21 protein-coding genes are annotated in these 22,891 nt (G+C 48.7%); 8 read left to right on the forward strand and 13 right to left on the reverse strand.

The window, feature by feature from the left end:
- Positions 1-22 precede the first annotated feature (22 nt).
- A complete protein-coding gene (gene plsB / locus G441_RS0109445; protein WP_026376131.1) occupies positions 23-2,458 on the reverse strand; it encodes a glycerol-3-phosphate 1-O-acyltransferase PlsB in 2,436 nt (811 codons plus the stop codon).
- 133 nt (positions 2,459-2,591) lie between these two features.
- Here plsB and G441_RS0109450 point away from each other — a divergent pair, with 133 nt between their 5' ends.
- Together G441_RS0109450 and G441_RS0109455 are read left to right on the forward strand one after the other, a co-directional pair.
- Positions 2,592-3,563, forward strand: coding sequence for an FAD:protein FMN transferase (locus G441_RS0109450; protein ID WP_026376132.1), 972 nt, complete (start codon positions 2,592-2,594; stop codon positions 3,561-3,563).
- 80 nt (positions 3,564-3,643) lie between these two features.
- Positions 3,644-4,627, forward strand: coding sequence for a catalase family peroxidase (locus tag G441_RS0109455; protein ID WP_026376133.1), 984 nt, complete (start codon positions 3,644-3,646; stop codon positions 4,625-4,627).
- 72 nt (positions 4,628-4,699) lie between these two features.
- On the opposite strand, the gene G441_RS0109460 is transcribed toward G441_RS0109455, so the two are convergent.
- Together G441_RS0109460 and G441_RS0109465 are read right to left on the reverse strand one after the other, a co-directional pair.
- Positions 4,700-6,721: a S9 family peptidase gene (locus tag G441_RS0109460; protein ID WP_034474776.1), complete on the reverse strand. Its 2,022-nt coding sequence runs from the start codon at positions 6,719-6,721 to the stop codon at positions 4,700-4,702.
- A gap of 46 nt (positions 6,722-6,767) precedes the next feature.
- Complete coding sequence (locus G441_RS0109465; RefSeq protein ID WP_026376135.1) at positions 6,768-7,196, reverse strand: Lrp/AsnC family transcriptional regulator; 429 nt, start codon at positions 7,194-7,196, stop codon at positions 6,768-6,770.
- Positions 7,197-7,377: 181 nt separating this feature from the next.
- Between G441_RS0109465 and G441_RS0109470 the strand changes: the two genes are divergently transcribed.
- Together G441_RS0109470 and G441_RS0109475 are read left to right on the forward strand one after the other, a co-directional pair.
- Positions 7,378-8,397 (forward strand): arginine N-succinyltransferase, encoded by a 1,020-nt coding sequence (locus G441_RS0109470; RefSeq protein ID WP_026376136.1) that lies wholly within the window; start codon positions 7,378-7,380, stop codon positions 8,395-8,397.
- Positions 8,398-8,419: 22 nt separating this feature from the next.
- A complete protein-coding gene (locus G441_RS0109475) occupies positions 8,420-9,223 on the forward strand; it encodes a DUF1338 domain-containing protein (RefSeq protein ID WP_026376137.1) in 804 nt (267 codons plus the stop codon).
- A gap of 63 nt (positions 9,224-9,286) precedes the next feature.
- Here G441_RS0109475 and G441_RS0109480 read toward each other — a convergent pair whose 3' ends face one another.
- Positions 9,287-9,715, reverse strand: a complete 429-nt coding sequence (locus G441_RS0109480) for a hypothetical protein (RefSeq protein WP_026376138.1) — start codon at positions 9,713-9,715, stop codon at positions 9,287-9,289.
- Positions 9,716-9,826: 111 nt separating this feature from the next.
- On the opposite strand from G441_RS0109480, the gene G441_RS0109485 reads away from it, so the two are divergent.
- Positions 9,827-10,996, forward strand: a complete 1,170-nt coding sequence (locus tag G441_RS0109485; protein ID WP_026376139.1) for an E22 family MetX-like putative esterase — start codon at positions 9,827-9,829, stop codon at positions 10,994-10,996.
- Between the two features lie 14 nt (positions 10,997-11,010).
- Here the strand turns inward: G441_RS0109485 and G441_RS0109490 are convergent, their stop codons facing one another.
- The 5 genes from G441_RS0109490 to G441_RS0109510 all read right to left on the reverse strand — a co-directional run bounded on the left by G441_RS0109490 (position 11,011) and on the right by G441_RS0109510 (position 15,334).
- On the reverse strand, positions 11,011-11,298 hold the full coding sequence (locus tag G441_RS0109490) for a TMEM165/GDT1 family protein (RefSeq protein WP_026376140.1): 288 nt from the start codon (positions 11,296-11,298) through the stop codon (positions 11,011-11,013).
- A 13-nt stretch (positions 11,299-11,311) separates the two neighbouring features.
- A complete protein-coding gene (locus G441_RS0109495; RefSeq protein ID WP_026376141.1) occupies positions 11,312-12,895 on the reverse strand; it encodes an AMP-binding protein in 1,584 nt (527 codons plus the stop codon).
- Between the two features lie 7 nt (positions 12,896-12,902).
- Positions 12,903-13,979, reverse strand: coding sequence for a methyl-accepting chemotaxis protein (locus G441_RS0109500; RefSeq protein ID WP_026376142.1), 1,077 nt, complete (start codon positions 13,977-13,979; stop codon positions 12,903-12,905).
- Positions 13,980-14,099: 120 nt separating this feature from the next.
- The gene (locus G441_RS18355; RefSeq protein WP_051275461.1) at positions 14,100-14,549 is read right to left on the reverse strand and encodes a protein tyrosine phosphatase family protein; all 450 of its coding nucleotides are present in this window, start codon (positions 14,547-14,549) and stop codon (positions 14,100-14,102) included.
- A complete protein-coding gene (locus tag G441_RS0109510) occupies positions 14,546-15,334 on the reverse strand; it encodes a sulfite exporter TauE/SafE family protein (protein WP_026376143.1) in 789 nt (262 codons plus the stop codon). The genes G441_RS18355 and G441_RS0109510 overlap by 4 nt, the downstream gene beginning before the upstream one ends.
- 122 nt (positions 15,335-15,456) lie before the next feature.
- Here G441_RS0109510 and G441_RS0109515 point away from each other — a divergent pair, with 122 nt between their 5' ends.
- Both G441_RS0109515 and G441_RS0109520 read left to right on the forward strand, forming a co-directional pair.
- The gene (locus tag G441_RS0109515) at positions 15,457-16,386 is read left to right on the forward strand and encodes an ATP-grasp domain-containing protein (RefSeq protein ID WP_026376144.1); all 930 of its coding nucleotides are present in this window, start codon (positions 15,457-15,459) and stop codon (positions 16,384-16,386) included.
- A 5-nt stretch (positions 16,387-16,391) separates the two neighbouring features.
- Positions 16,392-17,144, forward strand: coding sequence for a sulfite exporter TauE/SafE family protein (locus G441_RS0109520; protein WP_026376145.1), 753 nt, complete (start codon positions 16,392-16,394; stop codon positions 17,142-17,144).
- Positions 17,145-17,231: 87 nt separating this feature from the next.
- Here G441_RS0109520 and G441_RS0109525 read toward each other — a convergent pair whose 3' ends face one another.
- Genes G441_RS0109525 through G441_RS0109540 form a run of 4 tightly spaced genes read right to left on the reverse strand, consistent with a single transcriptional unit; the run spans position 17,232 to position 22,117 of the window.
- A complete protein-coding gene (locus G441_RS0109525; protein WP_026376146.1) occupies positions 17,232-17,447 on the reverse strand; it encodes a YgaP family membrane protein in 216 nt (71 codons plus the stop codon).
- A gap of 9 nt (positions 17,448-17,456) precedes the next feature.
- Entirely contained in the window at positions 17,457-18,779 is a 1,323-nt protein-coding gene (locus G441_RS0109530; protein ID WP_026376147.1) for a hypothetical protein, read from the reverse strand.
- A 4-nt stretch (positions 18,780-18,783) separates the two neighbouring features.
- Entirely contained in the window at positions 18,784-19,572 is a 789-nt protein-coding gene (locus G441_RS0109535) for an outer membrane lipoprotein-sorting protein (protein WP_026376148.1), read from the reverse strand.
- 10 nt (positions 19,573-19,582) lie between these two features.
- Positions 19,583-22,117 (reverse strand): efflux RND transporter permease subunit, encoded by a 2,535-nt coding sequence (locus tag G441_RS0109540; RefSeq protein WP_026376149.1) that lies wholly within the window; start codon positions 22,115-22,117, stop codon positions 19,583-19,585.
- Between the two features lie 126 nt (positions 22,118-22,243).
- Between G441_RS0109540 and G441_RS0109545 the strand changes: the two genes are divergently transcribed.
- On the forward strand, positions 22,244-22,843 hold the full coding sequence (locus tag G441_RS0109545) for an IMPACT family protein (RefSeq protein WP_026376150.1): 600 nt from the start codon (positions 22,244-22,246) through the stop codon (positions 22,841-22,843).
- The last annotated feature ends 48 nt before the right edge of the window (positions 22,844-22,891 follow it).

The following is a 22,891-nucleotide window of genomic DNA, read 5'->3' on the forward strand; positions in this document are numbered from 1 at the left end:
ATTTGTCAGTGCTGCTATGTGATCAGAGCTTCTGTAGCTGTTGTGCAACTTCTGGCGCAATCAGCGTCATTACCTGAGATTTTAATGCCTGGCTAGCATCACTGCGTGCCAGTTGACCCTCGTCACTGCTCAGGATGATGTGCTGTTCGCGCAGAGCTGAAATGAGCGTCGCAAACACGCTCTTATCATAGTACTCCGGCGAGTCCACACCATATAACTGACATAGGCGCTCGGCGACGGCCCGCGATTCTTTCTCCAGACTGGCGCGGCTGGTGGTAGGTGACTTATCCAATAAGCACATTACGATTGCATAGCGTTGTAACGTGTCCTGAATACTGCTTTGCAATAACCACAGACTATTAAAATGCGCAGATTCAGAGTCAATGACGTTAAGACTTTCGCCGTCCTCAGTGAGCAATCCAATTTCTATCATTCCAGCAATAACACGTTCGCTGTATTGCAGCGCTTGCTCTGTCGACATGTAAATAAACAATTCACGCTGTAGCAGTGGGTACAGGCGTTCCACCAGATCCATGATTTGCTGCTTTTGTGCACCGCGATAGGCGAAAATGATGGCGGCTATCAGACCCGGAATCGCAAATAGATGAATGGTGTTGTTACGGTAATAAGTCAGCGTCGCCGTTTTGCGATCGTTGAGACTGATTATTTTACCGTAATCATCTTCACTGACATCCAGCTTCTGTAGCCGCAATACGTTATGTAGCAGCTTGGATGCGTCTATTTGAGGGAGTGAAACGTCATCACTAAATGGCGCAGATTTGAACAGAGCCAGGTAATCGCTCATTGCCTGGACTAATTCATGTTCGCTCATGGTGTGGGTGCGAGAGGATAGCAAGCATGTGGCTGCCAGTGACATTCCATTGACCGCTGCCGCGCGGTTAATGCGTAGCATGACAGTATTGGCTAGCTCGTTAACAGCCGGAGTCAGCCAGCTCGGCTTTTTGTCCGGATCGGCTGACTGACTATCTCGCCACTCAGGTACCTGGCTGTCTAAAAAATGCGAAATCTGGACTGGTTCACCGAAGTTCAAAAAACCATAACCATAGTTTTTGAGTTTTCTGACCGCAGAGAAGATTTGCCAGAACGATTCTTTCTGCTTGGAGCGGCCACGGAGCTCGCCAAGGTAACTGTTGACCTCCATCACATGCTCGTAGCCGATGTAGACAGGCACAATACTTACCGGGCGATTGACGCCTTTTAACACTGCTTGCAGTGTCATGGCCAGCATGCCGGTTTTGGGTGGCAACAGTCGGCCAGTACGGCTACGTCCGCCTTCTGGATAATATTTGACGGAGTAACCTTTATTGAATAAAAGCTCAAGGTATTCTCTGAATACCGCCGTATACAGCTTATTGCCGGCAAAACTGCGGCGTAGAAAGAACGCACCGCCTCGACGGAATAGCTTGCCTACGGGCCAGAAATTCAGATTAATTCCAGCTGCAATATGAGGCGTAACCAGTCCCTCGTGATAGATCACGTAAGTCAGTAGGAGGTAGTCCATATGGCTGCGGTGACAGGGCACATAAATAATTTCGTGACCATTTTGTGCTAGCTCTCTGACTCTTTCAGCGTGCTTTACGTCGATACCATTATAGATTTTGTTCCAAATACGCGTCAGTAAGCGGTCGCCAATTCTGATCAGCCCTTCCCGATAGTCTGCGGCGATTTCATCAATATATTTTCGTGCCTCGATGCGCATATCTTCATGGCTGGTATTTTTCTGTCGGGCCTGCTCAATGATGGCGTGCTTAACGGCTTTCGAACCCAGCACTGAATTGTATAATTCCTGGCGTTCGAGCAATGTAGGGCCGGTCAACGTCTGACGGCGACGGTGGAAGTGTGTGCCGGCAACCCTTAGCAGTTTATGCGCAATCTGTTCATCAGAGCCATGCTGATTGGCCATGATGCGCGATGATACGGCTTTGCTGTAACAGACAAAATTATCGCGTCCCAGGAACAACACGATAAAAAATTTTCTTAACCAGCTGGGTGAGACTCTGTCAGCAATGAGATCTGCCCACCCTGAACCGCTTTTGCCTGGCGCGCGTCCCCAGCTAATAAACACAGGGACGATTTGTAAATCTAAAGACTCATTTTCACGGTGCAACTGGAATAGCTCAATGAACTGACGTGCGATCCCAGTCTGTGTTGCATTTTTACGAAACAGAGGCTGAGGTTGTTCAAGGAACATGCATGCTGGTTTGTTGGTGTCCCCAATCGTGACCTCTTTAAATGGGTTCGGCAGTCCTAGCTTTTGGGCCGACATTTCAAGGGCTAGCTGATCGGTAAGCGATTCAGTGCGCAGCAGATAAAGAATGGGCCTACTTTTATCTATCCCCAACTCTGCTTCCAAATCGGCGGGTATGCTCTTCGCTTTAACCAGCCATCTGACCGGATATCGAATGAGTAGAAGCAGCAATTTCTGCAACCAGTGCATAGCGTTCCTCTTTACACGACAAAACGCGCGAAATATAGCAGAAGCAGTATCAAAATTCCTTTCTTTGTCGTAACCATGTGTTAATGCCATGTGCTAGGCTTGCTGCATCGATTCGTTCATTTCGTGGTGTGATATGCGCATTGGTTTTATCTGTATATTAGGCGCGCTGGCGGTCCTTGCCTGGCCATGTCACAGCAAATGGTTTGTTGCGTCTGAAGGGATTATGGGGACGAACATACACACGGAAATATGGAGTGAAGATGAGGCTCTGGGGCAGAAGGCGGTCAAACTCGTTATGGGTGAGATGGAGCGTATCAACCAATTAATGAGTCCTTATATAGATACCTCAGAATTATCCAGAATTAATGCGCTGGCTGCACGAGAAGACGTGATTATCAGTGATGAAATGTTTGCGCTTTTATCATTGTCAACAGAGCTTTCGGAACGTTCTAACGGGGCGTTTGATATCACCTTTGCAAGTGTCGGCTTCTTATATGACTATCGAAATCGCATAAAGCCGAGCGACGCCGACATAGAACAAAAACTCGAGGCAATAGATTACCGCCTTGTGGAATTAGACGCGCACACCAAGTCCGTTCGCTTTTTCCATAAAGACGTAAAAATCGATTTGGGTGGTATCGCCAAAGGGCATGCTGTGGACAACGCTATCGCGTTACTGGAAAAGAACGCTATACAACATGCTTTAGTGACAGCGGGAGGAGATACCCGCCTGCTCGGTGATAGAAATGGTAAGCCTTGGATCGTGGGTATCCGAGATCCGCGCGATAGAGAAAAACAAGCCGTTGTCGTGCCGCTGGAAAATACGGCCATGTCGACTTCAGGCGATTATGAACGCTATTTCGAGCAGGATGGGCAGCGTTATCACCATATCCTCTCCCCTAGCAGTGGCAAGTCAACGCACAGTGTGCAGTCAGTGTCGATTATTGGCCCATCTGCAACAATCAATGATGGGCTTTCAACCGCGGTATTTGTGTTGGGGTTAGAGGATGGAATGGCGCTTATTGAACGCATGCCCGGCTATGACGCTATCATTATGGATAACAATCGAAGTATGCACTTTTCAAGCGGGTTAGCTGATCATTGACAAGAAGATGAAATTTATTTGCACGAATTGACCACTTATCCCGTAACTAACTGTACTGTGTCTATGGAATGTAAATCACGATGAAAATAACCGCTCTCGCTTCTGCTATTACCTTAGGTCTGACGCTTTGTTCAGGCGCCTATGCTCAAACAAAGCAACCCGTTCAGGCTGCCGATTTGGTCGAACTTTTTGAAAAGTTAAGTGGCAAGCATCCGGGCGTGCGCAAAGCGCATGCGTCTGGTGTCTGTGCAACCGGTCAGTTTGAGCCAAATGTACAGGCCGAGGAATTTGCCACTGCGCCATTACTGTCGAATGGCCCTCTTTACGCCCAAGTACGTTTTTCACTTGGTGGTGGCAACCCGAACGCTGACGAGACTGCGCCGGGTACGCGTGGTATGGGAGTGCAGATAAGTCTTCCGGACGGCACCAGACATATCTTCACCGGTAATAACTTCCCGGTTTTTGCGGGTAAAGATCCAGAGACATTCTATGGCTTCTTGTCCACGTTATTGCCAGATGAAAATGGACAGCGTAACCCGCAGAAAACCATGGAATTTGTCAAAGCAAATCCCAGTGTGCAGGCAAATGTGGCCTGGAATCAGACTGCAAAAGCAGCTGCTTCATTTGCCAATACAGAATTCTTCGGTTTACACACGTTCTATTACGGACAGGGTGATGACAGAGTGAAATTCCGCTGGCACATGACACCAGACCTAGGTGTGGAGACCCTCAGTGCGGAGCAGGCCAAAGCAACGAAAAGTCCGTTTTTGAAAGACAAACTGGCAGAACAACTCGAGCAGTCGACTGTAAGCTTCACGCTGCATGCCATCCTTGGCACTGATAATGACGTGGATAACGACCCGTCCGTACAATGGCCCGCTGAAAGAGAAAAAGTGGTTCTGGGTAAAATTATCTTGACCGATTCAGGCGGCGAGGCGTGCACGCCACTTAACTTTGACCCGAATGTTCTGTCCGCCGGATTTACCCCAAGTGATGATCCCGTGCTCAGAATGCGGTCTCTGGCTTACGCTATCTCGTTTGGCAAACGCCTGAGCGGGCAGTGAGCAGTATTGGTTAATCAAATCGCGTCCTAGCACGCGGAAGAAATTCCCGTTACGAGCAATTTGCGAAATGCTTCACTCATACCTACCAAACCACGCCAGGATGTGCTCGATTTTCGAGACCAACTGGCTGGGGCGGCGGGCGATAAAGTGCGGTGCGCCGGGCATTTCGACTAGAGCGGTATCAACCTTTCTGAGTTTTAGCGCGTTATAGAGTTGTTTCGCCTCTGATAGTGGCGTGCGGAGATCTTCTGTGCCAACCATGACCAGAGTTGGCGTTTGAATATTACCGACTAGCGAGACGGGTGAAAATTTCCAGTAATCCTGCCAGCTTTCCCATGGCTGACCTGGGATGCGGTAATCGGCATATGCATAATAGTTATCGGCTACCAGTGTTTTGCTGATCCAGTTTATGACGGGCTTAATCACTGCTGCAGCTTTAAAACGGTTATTTTTGCCAATCATCCACGCGGTCATGATGCCGCCCGCGCTACCGCCTGTCACGTAAAGCTTGTCTTCTGTTGTCAGCTGTCGTTTGATGAGTTCGTTCACACCGTCCATTACATCGTGATAATCGTCACCTGGATAGTTGTTGTAAAGCAGGTTGCCGAACTCTTCACCGTAGCTGGTGCTGCCTCGCGCATTAGGATAAAACACCAGATAGCCCGCTGCGGCATAAAGCTGCATCTCGGGTGAGAAGCGGTCACCATAATTGGCAATTGGTCCACCATGATTTTCAACAATCAGTGGTAGAGGGCCTTCACTCTTCTCATAGCCAGGAGGGAATACCAACCAGCCCTGTATTTGCCTGTCATCGACACTGGAGCGATACCAGATTTCCTGTACCTCGCCGAGTGTGCGATATGGCAGTAAATCATCGTTTAATGCAGTTATGTTTGAAGGCACTGCGTTTGGTCCTTCAACCAGTGCCACATCCGCTGGCGAATAGGCCGTACCGCGGGTGTAGGCAATGTGCCCATTGTTTGCAACGCTGTAATTGCCTCCAGGGTAAGGTCTACCAATTGATGTTCCGCCAAGGTTTTCTGCCAATAACGTAACCTCGCCTTTAAGTGAGGTGCGCGCTAACTTTGTGTCCCCTTTGTCATCATATTTGAAATGGATACCAGAATTCGTCCACTGAATTTCCTGAATACTGCGGTCCAGCCCTGTACTTACTTCACGCTTGTTACCACCGTCGCGGTCCATTATGTATAATCGCGTCACCTGATAGGTTTGCACCTTATCGTCGTAACCCAGATAAGCAATCTGTTTTCCATCCGGTGACACAACAGGTGAATAGTCAGGTCCATTGCGGTCAGTCAGCGCTATAATCTCTCCGCTGCCAAGATCTACACGATATATCTCCGAGTTACGAAACGCATATTCCCAATCTTCATTACGGTTGGCGGCAAAGTACAAAGCACCTCCGTCTTTACTCCATGCGGGGGTACCACGATGATGAAAATCACCACTGGTAATCTGACGTGCTGTACCGCCTTCCGCAGGGATCACAAATAAATGTGAATAGCCTGTTTCCAGGTAACCCCGACCGTCCTGCTCATAATTGAGGCGTGTGGTTACCCGAGGAGACTCTGCCCACTTGGCCCCTTTAGGTTTGCTCAAGCTAGTTGAAACGATAACCGGCGGCTGTTCAGGTACCAGCATGGAAAACGCGATATGCTTGCCATCAGGAGACCAGCTCAATCCCGAGGGCGAGCGTTCAAGTTGAGTCAGACGTGCTATCTTGCCGCTGGCCAACCAATACACGTAGATTTCACTGCCGTTTTCTGTACTGCTGGTAAAAGCAATTCGAGTCCCGTCTGGTGACCATGCCGGAGAGGATTCTCGAACATCGTGGGAAGTGAGTTTTACATGGTTCTTCGCATCCCTGGATACAAGCCACAGTCTGGACTGACGCGAATCCGACATGACATCCATATAATTGCGCTGATACACCACGTTCTGTCCGTCTGGCGAAATCTGCACTGACGACGCCCACTCCAATTCAAACACATCCATTGGTGAGAACGCGGAGTGTTGCTGCGCAAATACTGAAGTTGCTGTGATTAATATAAGGCTAGAAAGTAAGACGCGCATGATGATTTCTCGACTGCCAGAGATTGAGGACGTGTCATGTAAGATACTAGCGCTCGAATTTAGTCTCAAGAATAACTGAGGAATTGGTGCGTTCGACACCGTCGAGATTACCAATATCGTCCAGGATCTGACTCAACTGCTGTAAATTTCCCGCATGCACAACGGCGATGAGATCGTATTCTCCACTAATGGAATACAATGCGGAAACGTGACTGTTATTACGCAGCGCCACATTGGTTTTTTGGGTTAGCTTTTGTCTCACTTTTATTGAGACGTGAGCGCCGACCTGTGCATCTTTAAACTCGTCGCTGAGAGCCAGCACATATCCCTTTATAACGTTCTGCTGCTCAAGACGCTGCATTCTGCTTTGCACAGTTGCTCTCGATACCCCAAGCGCCCTTGCCATGTCAGAAATACTGGCGCGAGCATTAGAACGCAAGATAGAAATGAGCGACCAGTCTTTTTCTGATAACAATGCACACCTCAATATTCATATTGCAACCTCAGATAATCATTATGATAACTTTTATGTTTCTTTATGCCAATTTTGAGTATTCAAACTGACCTAGCCTGATAGCACAATAGTGAAATAACCGCATTAACGCAGAGTAGTAAAGCATGAATGCGCACAATACTTACTATTCCGGTCGTCACTGATGATCTGTTTAAGACCGATACGACAAGCCGATTTGCCAGAACTTGAGCAGATTGCGAAGCTATCTGGACCAGGTTTCACATCCTTACCTGATGACATCAGCGCACTCAATGCCAAAATCAAACACAGCATTGAATCATTCAAGCGCCACGTCACAGATCCAAAGGATGAGTGTTACCTCTTTGCATTAGAAGACCAGCATACCGGTCAATTGATTGGTACCACCGGGATCATCGCGAAAACCGGGCTCGGTTCGCCGATGTATCATCTGCGTCAGGTTAAACATGCGCTGACATGCCACGACATGGCGCTGCGCAATGAGTTTGAGTCGCTGATACTGACAACCGACTGCAGCGGCGCAACGGAAGTGTGTTCGTTGTTTCTTCATCCAGATTATCGGGTCGGTAAGAATGGACGGTTTTTATCTCGTAGCCGTTTTTTATTTATGGCGGAGCAATCTCAGCGCTTCAATTCACGGGTCATAGCAGAGATGCGTGGCGTATCATGTGCACAGGGAACCTCGCCATTCTGGGATTGGATGCGTGAACGCTTCACCGACATCCCATTTTCCGAACTGACGCATCGGGTCGGCCTCGGCGAGACTGCATTTATTCCTCATATCATGCCAAGGCACCCCCTTCCGCTGTCATGTTTGAGTGATGATGCGCGCGCCGTGGTCGGCACCGTTCACCCTGATACTGAACCAGCTAAAAAATTGCTACAAAAAGAAGGATTTTGCTTCCGTGGCTGTGTTGATGTTTTTGACGCTGGCCCCACCTTGGAAGCAGAACTGAGCAATATCCACACTGTTGTGGAGAGTCGCCGAACTAAAGTCCACATTGAACACGTAAAACCGGGTGAGACACTGATGGTTGCGAATTGCTCACACGCTGACTTTCGTGCCACGTTCACGGAACAGGCCATTTTCGATAAGGCGCAGAATACGCTTTTATTGTCACCCGTAGCGGCCGACCTGTTGCGCGTCATGAATGGTGACGATGTAAGAATTTGTACACTTTGATTTAAAAACGGGAAAACATTTTATGCACAACGATATCAATACGTTGTTTGACAACCTTTGGCAGAACTATCTGGACGTCACACCGTCTGCACGAAAAGTGCACGCGCTGCTCGGAGACGAAGAACAACAAGATCTGATTAATGATCATATTGCGTTGCGCACATTCAATCTCGACAAGGTCAATCTTGAGAAACTGGCTGCGCACTTTATTGCATTGGGATATCAGGAGGCTGGTGAATATCATTTTGAGGCCAAGAAACTTTACGCTAAGCACTTTGAGCATCCTGATCCCACCCAACCCCGCGTATTTATTTCTGAGCTACTGGTCGAGAAGTTCTCTGACGCGCTACAAAATATCGTCAAATCTCTTGTTGACCAAATTGATGAAGCAGCTGTCAGTGCTGATAACTTCCTGTATTCGGGTCGTCACTGGGATATCAGCTTTGCTGACTATCAGGCTTTGCTGGCTGAAAGCGAGTATGCGGCATGGATGGCGGCGTGGGGCTACCGGGCTAACCACTTCACGGTCAGCAATAACCACCTGAACCGCTTCGATTCAATTCAGGCCATCAATGAAACACTCAAGGCGCATGGCTTTAAGCTCAATACATCCGGCGGGGAAATAAAAGGTTCTCCAGACTGTTTACTCGAGCAGTCATCAACCATGGCTGATAAGCACCCGGTTGAGTTTTCCGACGGCGTACATGCCATACCAAGCTGCTTTTATGAATTTGCCAGACGCTATCCAAAGCCATGCGGCAATCTGTACAGCGGTTTTGTTGCGGCCTCTGCCGATAAAATATTTGAGAGTACCAACGCTAACTAGTTGTATACGTTATGCAAACAATACCTCTCTCGGCTAACCTCTTGCCGGGAGAGGATTGCAGCGCTAGCGATACTCGCCTAGACATGCGTGGCACCAGTCCATGGCGATTTCCAGCTCATCAAAAAATTGAAAGCGTAATCCGGCTATTTTAGACAAAACAGAGGTTAGCTGATGCTCTGTCAGTAGGCGCGATTGAGGTTGCTCAAACTGAATTGCAATAGCGCGCATATTATTATGATGGCGTCGCTGCATGGATGTCAGCAGATCATTTAGCGCTTCAGGTGTGTATGCACTTTCACAACGCATTACCGCCAGCTCCACCCACGGACGATGATGTAGTGCCTGTTCGTGTTCAGAAAGATCGTCGCTCAGCTGTGAAATGAGTTCATGATTGAATGGTCCGGTTGCATCGACTAGCAATAACTGCCCCTGACGCTCGATACTGAAGGTGCCATGTGGAATAAATTTGTCCCTGCCAATCCCTGAATTCACAGTCACTCCTGTTTAATGGATTACTGTGCAAAATTTGCGCAGTACTTAAGTAGTATGTCGCTAAACTGAGAATTCGCAATAATAATGGGCTGCTTTTGGGGGAATAACATCATGTTTCTACGTGTACTGGGTTTGCTGATCTGTTTTCATGTGTCAATAGTCAGCGCAACAGAGTTGCTGGTCGAAAAGCAGGCTTTCAGCATTGACAACTTTGCGACATTTAATGGCAATGTGATCGAGGAAGTGACGGTCGGGTGGGAAAGCTATGGCGAGCTCAATGAAGAAAAATCCAATGCTATCCTGATCACACACTACTTTTCTGGCACTTCACATGCTGCAGGAAAGTATTCACCAGACGACCCACAGCCTGGTTATTGGGATGCCATTATTGGCCCCGGAAAAGCCATAGATACCAATAAGTTTTTTGTGATCAGTTCAGACACGCTGATAAATGCTGGCGTGCACGATCCTAATGTCATCACGACTGGTCCTGCATCGATCAATCCGGCAACGGGCAAACCCTACGGGCTGAATTTTCCAGTGGTGACGATCCGTGATTTTGTGAATGTACAAAAAGCCCTTGTTGAGTCATTAGGGATCAGCAAACTGCATGCTGTTATTGGACCGTCTATGGGGTCAATGCAGGCCATTGAATGGGCAACCGCGTATCCAGACTGGGTAGAGCGTATGGTATCAGTAATTGGCATGGCACAAACTGATGCATGGACAACGTTGGCGCTGGAGCACTGGGCACTGCCTATTCGACTGGATCCGGATTGGAATAATGGGAACTACTACGGTAGCACGCCACCCCTGCAAGGCTTAACGCATTCACTTATGCTGATCACACAGCAGGCACTGTATCCAGACTTTATCAATCAGATTCAGCCTCAGCATTCTCCCCTTGAACAAGCGCCCTTAAATGATATTAATGCATCCCACAGTGCAGTGCAGTGGTTGCATGTAGCTGCAGCGCAAAGAGCAACGATTATGGATGCCAACCATATCTTATATCTGGTCAGGGCCTGTCAGTTATTCCTGGCAGGGCACAGTGGCTCACTGGAAGAGGGGTTGAGTAAGGTCAAGGCTAAATCGCTGTTCCTGCCTGCCAGCAGCGACTTGTTACTTATGCCATACATGGCCAGATTAGCCCATGACACTCTGGCCCGATTAGGTAAATCAACCCAGTATGCTGAAATCAATGGTATCCAGGGACATCTGGATGGCGTTTATCAGGTGCAGCAGCAGGCAGAGAAAATCAAACAGTTTCTTGAGAACTAGTTAAACAGTGGGTGCTACGCACCCGCTGTCCAGGCGCGCACAAAAGTAACGCAACCAATTACGACAAATAACACGCCAGCAATCAGTCCCATGGTGCGTTCGTCGATGTAGTTAGATAACACGTGTCCCAGCACCACACCTATACCCGCTGCCAGCACCAGTGCTCCTGACGAAGCAAGAAATACGGTCCATTTACTGACCGCTTTATCAGAGGCGAATAGCATCGTGGCTAATTGGGTTTTATCACCTATTTCGGCAACAAAAACGGCGATAAAAACCGTTAAAAAAGCTTTCAGTTCCATTTCAAAATCTCAATCAGTCAGTACTATCCCAAGTATCCGTCGTTACGCCCTGTTCGCGCAATGTGACTTTACGGATTTTATTGGTCGCAGTGCGTGGTATGGCGCTCTCTTGCATAAACCTGATATAGCGGGGTAAGGCATAGGCCGGCACGCAGGTTTGGCAATGACTAAACACCTGTTGCGCAGTAATGTTCCCATCCGCAACAATAATGGCCATTACTTCTTCTTCGCCACCAGGAATTTCCGACGGCACACCAATCACAGCTGACTCTTTGACTCCATCAAGTGCATTGATCGCGGTTTCGACCTCATACGATGAAATATTTTCTCCGCGACGACGTAGACAGTCCTTTAGGCGGTCGACGAAATAATAATACCCATCCGCATCACACCTACCCGCATCACCGGTGTGAAACCATAAATTTCGCCATGCTTCGACGGTTTTATCTGGCATTTGGTAATAACCACTCATGAAACCCGAAGCAAGTTTCGGTCTCACCTGTATTTCGCCAACCTCTCCTGCAGCACATGGTATGTCACTCTCTGGGTCAGCAATACGCACTTCAAAATATGCTGAGTATGGCTTACCACAGCTTCCTGGCCGACTGTCTTCAAGGGGATTGCAAAGGGGAATATTGACCTCGGACATCCCGTAAAGCTCTATCATCTTTACGGCGAATCGTTGCTTAAATCGCGTTATCATAGCCGGTGCCGCCGGCGCTGCGGCGATGACTCTGAGATTATGCTCTGTTTCATTGCCCATGACAGGCTGCCGGTCAATAAACTCGGCCATGACACCTAGCAAATTAGTATGGGTTGCCCGCACACGTTGAATGTCCGTTAACCACTGACTGGCGCTGAAACGGGAACGAATGACCGCTTTCGCGCCAGCAACTAAGCATGCGTAGAGCTGCATGAATAAGCCATTGGCATGAAACAGCGGAAGACAAATGTAATAGCAATTCGACTGTTTCAAATCGAGGTTATCTATTGTCCCTTGTGCGAATAGATAACAATGCGCGTGAGGCATCATCACGGCTTTGGACGGGCCCGTTGTACCAGAGGTGAAAATCAGTGCGGCCAGGTTGTTAAATTGAGATTCAGGCTCAGCAATGTTAGCCGGATCGACATACAAAGAAGATACCGGCATAACGTTAATGTTGGGGATGACGCTGACATCTTTGCCATCGATAATGATGACGGTAGTAAGGTGCGTCAGCTTTCCGGCAATCTCAGACAGTTTAGCTGCCTGATAAGCATCACACACCAAAACAGATGCTTCACTCAGGTTAAGGGCATGCAGCAAAAACTGACCAATTAATTCCGTATTTAATGCCACCAGTACACCGTCGGCTTGATGACATCCGAGCCACATATCAACAAACTCGGGCCCGTTGGGTAGCAGACAGGCCAGTTTGTCTCCAGCCGCAAATCCAATGTCATTAAGTCCGGCGGCAATAGATTTAGCGCGACGGTAGAGCTCAGAATAGGTAAAAGAGGGGCCATCAATAAACTCGATGGCTATTGCATCAGGGCGGCATTGCGCCTGTCTTTTTATAACCTGGGACGTTGTCCACTGAGTGACATTCCGTGTCACAGGTAAGCTACCTTTCTAATTGATCCAGACAGGCCATCACTTCACTGCTGGCTTTTTCCATTGCAACCAGCATGTTATTGGTCGTGTGTTCGTCGCCCGCCTGTGCTGCCTTCATTGCGGCAAAACCGCAGCGATGCACTTCTGCATGGGGCCTATCTAGAGATTTAAATGCTGAATGAGTGGAGAACTGCTGACGTCCCTCTTGCTGGTACCACTGGCCCAGACGGCATGAGGCGTGGTCCGCAAAATCATCAGGGCGTTTGTTACTGTTGCCACTGATCACGGCATACACATCGCCTTTCCAGACCACATGATCCAGCTTCACGGTCTGAATAAACGAATTCAGTGCCGCATTACTGATCATGCTGCGCATGCTGTCACAACAAGCAATGATAGATTCATAGTTGCTACTCAGGGTACCCACACCCTCGGCAAGGTGGTCATTGTTGTCTTTCAGTTCGGCCACCGAGTCTACTGCAGTGCGCGTCGACTGAATGATGCTTTGCACCAGTTCCGATACTTCGCTGGCAGACTTATTGGTCTCATTTGCCAGAGCCCTGACCTCGTCCGCAACGACGCTGAATCCGCGTCCGGCATCACCGGCCCGCGCCGCTTCAATTGCCGCATTCAGTGCCAGCAAGTTGGTTTGATCAGAAATGCTGGTAATGGTGCTAACGAATTTATTAATACTGTCGGCAGTGTCAGACAAGCCAGAGATGCTTTCACTCATGATGCCCATCTTGCCGCTCAAACCATCCATGTCCTTGGTGATCTCATTCAGTGAGCCGCTGGACTGCTCAAACAACTCATGGATATTGGCCATGGAGTCGTTTTCCTGACTGATTTGTTGATAAGAACCAAGCACGGTGTCTCGTACACCTTGCATCTGCCTGATAGAGTCGAGCATACAGTCTTGTAATGCTGAAGTTGACTCTGTTTTCTCCGATGCTGAGCTCTGCGCTTCTCTTAGTTCTTTGATCTCCTGCTCAGCCTCAGACAGTGACTGTTTCAATGCATGATGATCTTTTTTTAAGTTCTCGAGTTCTCTTTCAAGAGATTCATATTTCGATTTGCTGACAAACATGGATGTTCCCGGATAACAACGCGTTCTAGTCTACGATAGCACTTATTTCAAAAACCGCATCACAAAAAGTGGTGACACCGTAAATGAGGTTATCGGTCGACCGCACACCTAACTTAAGCATTAAATAAAGGCGCCTTGCCTGGGCTTCTGCTCGCGCAAATACGTCAGCTGTTCGGTGATTTTCGACACATCGCAGTCATGCGCTGCACACACTTCCTGTACCGATGAAATATCCTCATGAATAGCCCTGGTTAATGCCCACAGATGTATTGCGCGGTTACCGGTTCGACAGAAGGTATGAACGTGACGGTTTGGGTCGCTGATCAACGAGTAAAACGTTGAGATAGATTCGAGGCTGTATTCGAACGTGGTGACCGGAAGATAATAATAGGCGAAGCCAAACCGCATCGCCTTGTCGCGCCAGAAACTGTTGGGCATCTGATTCGCTGCCTCATTGTCGGGTCGCACATTAATCAGTGTATCCACACCCTGTTGCTTCAGGTACTGCCAATCTTCATCAACCAACGGACCTGAAACTGAGAAATTATCGGTGAGCTGTCGGATCGTCATGCCATTGTCCTCAAAAAACTCATACCGGCGTCGACCGCGGTGAACAGCCCTATCGCCAGTAACAGAAATGCAAAACCTTTCTTTATTGCCGCCTGAGGCAAACTTTGACCCAGCTTCCCTCCAGCCAGCACCCCCAGTATAGCAACGCCACCCACCACAAGCACCAAGGGCCAGTTAATGGTCACATCTACGGCAGCGAATTGATGTTGATACTTAAGCGCGGCAGCGACCGACTGCATACAAATAATCATCAAGCTTGTGCCGACCGCCATGGACAAACGGATCTTCATCACGTTCAGTAATACTGGGACAATTAAAAAGCCACCGCCAACACCGACAAAGCCTGCCATTGCGCCCACGCCGCTGCCACTGATAATGCCTTTCAAGGCTGACGCACCGGGAGCCGATGTGTCCTGACCAACTTCTTCTTTCTTGCTGCCCCGCAACATGAAAATAGCCGCAGTCAGCATCACTATACTAAACACCAGTAACTGCACTGCGCCGCTCACAAACTGACTTGCCCATGCTCCCGCGACTGCCGCAAACATGCTGGGTATGCCAAAGCGGAGGGCCAGCGCAATGTCGGTGTTTTGTTTGCGCATATTGCACCATGCACCTACGGCAGCCACCATCGCGACAATGATTAATGATTCTGCAATGGCTTGCTTTTCAGGCTCTCCTGCCAGGTACACAAGGACAGGCACAGTTAAAATCGAGCCGCCCGAGCCAAGTAGACCCAAGCTGAGCCCCATCAGAATAGCGCCGATCAGTACAGCAATGTTCAATTTGGCTTCTCACATCAGACATAATGTTTAAAGGATACTGTACACCATTGTTCGAGACACATAGGATCAATTTTCTGAATCAAAACGTAGTCCAGTTAAGACTGATATTAGCGAGCGATGTAATGAAAAAAATCTATGTATTACACGAGAACAACGAGTGGACTATACACCTGCAGAAAAGGCTTGATGAGTTGTCACTCCCATATGAACTATGGCACCTAGATGAAGGTAAAATAGATCTCTCCAGCGAGCCTCCACTAGGCGTGTTTTATAATCGCATCAGCGCATCGTCCCATACCCGCGATCATCGCTATGCACCTGAATTTACCGAAGCTGTGTTAGCCTGGTTGGAAAAACATAATCGCATCGTAATCAACGGCACCCGCGCATTGCGTCTGGAGGTGAGCAAGGTTAATCAATATATGGCGTTGAATGCAGCCGGTATTGCGACACCAAAAACCATTGCCGCTGTGGGTAAAAAGCACATTATTGAAGCCGCAGAATCACTAGGTATGGACAGCTTTATCACAAAGCATAATCGTGCCGGCAAGGGGCAGGGTGTGCAGCTGTTTCATTCGGTTCAGGCACTACAAGACTATCTGGATGGCCCTTTGTTTGATGACCCGGTCGACGGTATTACCCTGATTCAGCAATACATCAAAGCGCCGGAGCCGTACATTATTCGCCATGAATTCATTAACGGTAAATTTTTCTATGCCGTCAGAGTCGACACATCCGAAGGCTTTGAACTATGTCCTGCCGATGCCTGTTCCATCGACGACATGTTTTGTCCCACAGATGGCGCAAGTTCAGCACCCAAAGCGAAATTTGAAATCCTGACCAATTACAGACCAGATTTCATTGACGCCTACGAGGCGTTTCTTGCAGACAACAATGTGAAAGTGGCGGGCATTGAGGCAATTCAGGATGAGGACGGAAACGTTTACACCTATGACGTCAACACCAATACCAATTACAACTCTGATGCCGAAAACGTAGCAGGCAAATTTGCCATGCTGGAGTTAGCCAGGTATCTGGGCAGCTTGCTGTAGCGCTGGTGGTAAGCGACTTTTTATTACTGTTGCTGGCGGGCCTGTTAGGCGGTGTAGTGAACACGCTTGCAGGTGGTGGCAGTTTTATTACTTTCCCCGCTCTGCTCGCCGTGGGCGTGCCGCCAGTGAGTGCCAATGCCACCAATACGTTTGCTTCACTGGCAGGTTATCTGAGCGGTGCGTACGGGTTTCGGGAGGAGCTTAAAACCTATCGCACCGAGCTATGTATATGGATTCCAGTAAGTGTGATAGCCGGAGTCATAGGTGCCTTGCTGCTGTTGCACACAAAAGAATCGTCTTTTAATGCCGTTATTCCCTGGCTCCTGCTGTTCGCTACCGTGCTTTTCATATTTGGTGGGCGCATCAATGAAAAACTGCAACGTATCTCCTTAGCCTCGACAACGCCCTGGCTAATATTGCTGTGCGTCGTTTGTGTATACGGTGGCTATTTCAACGCTGGGTTAGGGATCATTTTGCTATCCATTCTTATGCTGGCTGGATATCGGAATATCCATTCGATGAATGGTATCAAGCTGTTGCTATCATCCAGCGTGTCCGCATCGGCAGTGATTATTTTTATCCTCCAGGATGCCATCGCCTGGCAACAGGGAATCGCAGTACTTACAGGCACACTGCTGGGGGGCTATTTTTCCGCTGTTGTAGCAAAGCGCATCGGACAAGAGAAAGTGAGATACGCTGTCATAGCAATGAGTTGTGCTATCACCAGCTATTTCTTTTTAGAGACGTATTTTTCGTAAGTTGGGGGCCTAGCAAGAGAGGCAACCGCCTGTTCAATTTAGTCTGTCATTCCGGACGCCGCAGGGCGGCTGTCCGGAATCTTGTTTTTATTGTCCCGTCGCCAGCTCTTTTTCAGTTTTAAAACCAAACACTTTGCGCAACACGATGGTGGCGGGGCAAAAGCCGGTAAAGCTTTGTTGAAACAAGTTGGCACCGATAAATACAGTGAACCAGATAAAGTTCTCGTGTACCCATACCGTCAAGGCGACGGACAACAACACCATAAATCCGGCAAATGCGGTTAAGGCTCTTTCTGCAGACATACTCTACTCCTAGTAATAATAACGAAACGCCATATAAGCATTGCTGGCGTCTTCAAATTGATTGAAAAAAGTGTGCGACTCATCGCCATAGAACCAGTTCAACCCACCTGATACGCTCCATTCATCCACCGGTTTATAGGTAGCGCGAAAACGCATGTAGCCATCGCTATCGGTCGGCGAATAAAAGTTAAACCAGTTTAGGGTCAGAGTCTGTCGTAACGCCCTGTACATCAACTGTGTAGTGACCACGTGACGGTTTTGCTCTGACTCATATTGAGGCCAGGGCGAAGCGTTAAGTAACGAGCTATGGTCGTGGTTATGCTCAAGATACCACTGCACTGAGCCGGTAAGATTTGCCACCAGCTCATGCTCATACCCGACCAGGAAACGACTCTGACTATTAGGCACAAGAGGATTGGAGCCGTCGCTATCATCCATAGAATCATGGAAAGCATACTCAACCTTGGCCAGGCCACTGCCAAATGGCGAGATGGCACTCGCGCCATACACATTAAGTCGAGTAAACCGGGGCCGGCCAAACTCGTCAGTGGCATTAGGTGATTTGTGATAGCCCCTATAGCCGTAAAGTGCGATATCAGTGGTATCGACACTGCGGTAATAACGAAGCGCCACTTCGGCTCCTTCCGGACGATTGTCATCGGAAACAACAAACTCTGGCGCAACGTTACTCTGTGCCATGGGATTAAAGAATGAAAATACCTCACCGTTGATATAGTTGTCCGGCGCAAAACGTGGTGTCACCACGACATCCACATTACCCCAGTCAAAATAACCAGAGACTTTGGCAGACAGGGAAGGCGCTTTAAGGTATTCATCATCACGCCCGGAAAAAAATGACTGCCAGTCTTTGGGAAACAGATCGTTAAGAAACAGATAATCACCGGTCCCCCAGGTCAGCACCTGCTGCCCGACCTTGACATCAAGGTTGTCGCCCCAGCTGTCTAACGCTGAAAGTCTGCCTTGCCATGCCAGTTCACGAACCTGAATTTCCACATTATCTTTGACCCCATCGTAATAAAGATCAGAGGTGAAATGTAAAGAAGAGGCGTCAAATAGTTTCTCCCATTGCACCTGCACGCGCAGGTCGCGCAGGGTTTTATTGCCGGAAATTGCTGGATCACTGCTGAAACGCTGTCCCACAGCCACGTCGAAAAAGCCGGTTACAGGTAAGACACTTTGCTGTTCCTGTTCTTCCCAGTCTCCCCATTCATCCATTTGCCATTCATCGTTACTGCCGGTACTTTGCGTTTCCTGCGCATAAACAGACCATCCCAAGAGGCTGGCAACCAATATGAGTGCAACGACTTTCATGGGCTTAATTCAACCATTGACGAGGTGGCGTGCGCAGGCTTCGCTCACTGAATAAGTCATCCGGTAAACCAAGATCATATTCTGCACCACGAAATTCCATCAGGGTATAGCCACCGGAGGCAAGATCGGTCACTTTGGAGCGGACCACAGTTGGATAGCCCTGAATGGTCTCTATTTGTACTGCTTCAACCTGTCGGTAATGTTCACCACTGGCTTTATAAAAGTTAATCAACACTGGCAACGATGTGGCTTTGTCTATGCTGACGTCGTAGTAGGCAAACTCGACGGTATCGGGCTTCTTGGGCTCAGCGCGCAGTACATACTGGGTGTCAGTTTCCTGCTGCAACGAAAAGCTGTCCTCAGCGATGGCTCTTCCCGACACGTCTTCATAGAAAAAATGCGAGCCGACAAAGGAGGTACGTTTATCCCCGGCTGAAATACGTTTAACCAAGTCCAGCGCAGGGAGATACAGCCAGCGATCGTCGTCCTGATCCAGCAGCGCATGTTTTTCAACTCGGAAAACGGTGTCTTTCACATCAGTAGGACGGTCGAAAAACACCAGCATTTTTTGATCGCCGTTATCCTCGACATCTTTGCGCAAGATAGTGAACTGACGCATTTGTTTTCGCCCCTGACCATCAACAATCATCATCCGCGCCTGGCTGCGTCCATCCTCTCCGGCATAATATGCCGCGCGCTCTGCCTGCTGCACCAGTTCATCGAGATTTACATCAGCGACTGCAGGAAAGTTCGCTGCTAAGGTGAGTAATGCACCTGTTACTAATGTTTTCATTACCGTCTCCTTATCTGAATACCCAGCGCCGGGCTTTGCTCATGACCGCTGGAAGTACCAGCAGCGTCACCAGCGCTGAAATCGCCATAATACTGGCCAGAAATACGCCTACGGTGATGTAGGGCACCAATGGCGCAAACAACAGTGGTGTGAATCCCAGTGCGATCACCAGTGCATTGCGACTTATCGCTGTAGCAGGTTCACCAAACATGGCTTGCAAGGTTTGCTTTAAATCGCCTGTTTGTTGGTAAATCGCGCGGGTACGTTCCAAAAAGTGAATTGCAAAATCCACCGACAAGCCAAGCGTTAACGCCGACAATACGGCGATGGGCATGTCATAGTCTTTACCGACAATGCCGATCAGGCCGTAGATAAAGGTGATGGTGATGGTCAACGGCAGCATGGCTAACACGCCAAACACTACTGAACGGAACAGCAACACCATCATAATGAACACAATGACAAACGCACTTAACAAACTGTCTAGCATGCCGGCAACCATATTGTCCTGCCATACAACGTTCAGATAGGCTTTACCTGCCCAATCGACGCTGAGCCCCTGTGGCAAAGGATTCGCCTCAACATAGTCAGACACCAGTTGCACCACGTGGGTCATGTCCTGGTTATCACCGCTGGTCAATTGCAGCCAGATTAGGGTAGAACGATAATCTGGCGTCACAAAGTGCCACAGATCCTGAGGGCGATGTGACGACTGATACTGCAACAGAGTCTGTGCAACGGCGGCCGATGAATTCGGCAACACATAGTCGTTTGGCTGTCCGGAACGCAGTTCACGGTTCACGACTTTAACGACATCGGCCAGTGAATTTGATTTGCCCACTAATCCCGAAGCCTGCAAGTGTGCCTGCAGTTCCTGAATAGTATTTAACACCTGTGGTGACTGGAATGTCTTGGCAGAATTGAGTGCGCTGTCAGCGGTATTTAACGTCTTTTCTAACCAAGCGCTCTGTTGCTCAGTTACATCGGAAAATAACTTGTCATCAATGGCAATGATCAACTGCTGTAACTGCTCTGTGGCAGACAGGTTTTGCAGGCTTTGTTGTGTCTCAACAACCCAATCAGACAAGCCCTGTGGCGGGGTGTCGCTTAATAATGCCTGTGCGGATGGCACGTCAGACCTGTCCTTTATAACGATATACGCATCATAAGTACCAGCGAAATGGTGGTTAAGCACCCGATCAGCAACGCGGATCTCATGGTCTGATTTGAACCAGCGTACCGGGTTATCGTTGATTTGTATCTGTGTGATCCCCCATACAGAAATCGCAAACACGATAGCGAAAACGCTCAGCAAACTGCTCTGGAAACGATTTGCGATGGTACCCAATCCTCGTGCTACTCTTGCAATACGCGATTGCTTGTCGCCATCGCCATGCAGCACTGCCTGTAACTTTTCCAGTGAGCTGTCGCTCATTCGAGCAAGATAGGCAGGGATAAAGGTCACGGTGATAAGGAATGCCAGCAGAATACCTGTACCGACAAAGGCACCGAATATCTGTACTGGTGGAATAGGCGTAAGCATTAGAGAATAGAAGCCTACTGACGAAGTGACAGAGGTATACAGCATCGGCGTAAACAGATGGCCAATCACTTCATTGACGACATCATGGAGATTTTGTCCAGGCTTATAGCGGTCGCTGAACTCCGACAGAATATGTACCGAATCCACCACCGCAATCGGCATCAGGAATATTGCAATCATGGACGACATGATATGCACCGTAAAACCGAGCCCGATGAGTGCGCCCATGGTGATGATCACGGTTGCCATTGCCACCACCATGGGGGCAATGATCAGCGGCACGTTGCGAAAGAATACAAACAATAAAATAAAGATAGTCAGGCCCGCCAGCGGAGCTGAAATGCCCATTTGCACAAACATTTCAAAGCCGAACTGGTCCTCAGCCACAGGCAAGCCGGTGATGTACCAATTGTCACCGTGTGTAAAACCATTGGTACTGGCTCTGATCGTTTCTGCTATACGATAGCTTTCATTTTTATCGACAATAGGTACGTAGATAGCGGCCGCTTTGCCACTTTGCGACGTCAGCGTGTCGTATAGCAAGGGCAAGCGTTCAACTTTGTCTCGTATCTCTAATGCCTGCTCGTCGCTAGAAGGTGGGGTTTTCATCATCCATTCAAAGCGGATGGTACCCGGCGCAGCCTGATCGATGTTGTCTACGGTAGATAGCGCCATTACATCGGATGCGACAACGCCGTCAATATCAAGAATAGTCTCGGTCAGGCTATGTACGTCGTTTAGCGTTAATGCGTTATACACACCTTGAGGATGATCGCTGACGACGCCAACAACAATGGCGTCATGCATGCTGAATTGCTGTTTAGTCTGATTATGCAAAACTCTGGCAGGATGACTGGCGTCGAGCATGTTTTCAGGATCGGTGTCAATCTGGATGCGCGGGATCTGGCTGCCAATCAGCAACGTCAACACCAGCAACACCAGGTAAATGGTTTTGGGTTTTTGCGTGCAAAGGACAACCATTGCGGCAGAAAATCGAGTCATGTCCGGTATCGCCTTTATATATTCAATACATCTAATATTAGTTTTTACTAATATATATAAAAAAGTGTAAAAAGCAAATAAATCGAACGCTTCGATGATCGCGATCAAGCACGTATACTGACCGGCATGAGTTACCCAATACCCGCTACCACGCTTGAGACCAGCCTGGACATCAAGAAAAGCGCTTTTCATGCCTGCGCAGGTTATGCGCCGGACAGAGCGTCTGCCATGTCTATTCTTGAAGAATGCAAGAAGCGCTATCCCGATGCGCGACATCACTGTTGGGCATATCTGCTTGGCGACCCGGCCTCTGCCAGCAGCGCTGCGATGTCAGATGATGGCGAACCTTCAGGTACCGCAGGCAAGCCCATTTTCAATGTACTTCAGCACAAAGGTGTGGGTGACATCATGGTGGTAGTGTCGCGCTATTTTGGCGGTATCAAGCTGGGCGCGGGTGGTCTGGTCAGAGCGTATTCCGCGGCCACACAGCAAACCATGGAACAGTTACCGGTTATTCAGCATATTTCATTATGCCAATGCACCGTACGCTGTGACTTTAAGCATGAGCAATATCTACGGCTGTGGGTCGAGCAACAGCAAGGCAACGTGACGGATTGTCAGTACTCGGCGCAGGTTGATTTACATATTGCGCTACCTGAGCCGAGTATCGCTGCACTAGACGGGTTGTTGGCGTCGTTGCCTGATGCCCATAGGCTGACGGGATAAATTGCTTATTTTGCGAATCACTGTCTATGCTTGAATGACACTTTTCGC

Origin of the sequence: Aestuariibacter salexigens DSM 15300, assembly GCF_000429145.1 — a bacterium.
In the GTDB taxonomy this organism is placed as follows: Bacteria; Pseudomonadota; Gammaproteobacteria; order Enterobacterales; family Alteromonadaceae; genus Aestuariibacter; species Aestuariibacter salexigens.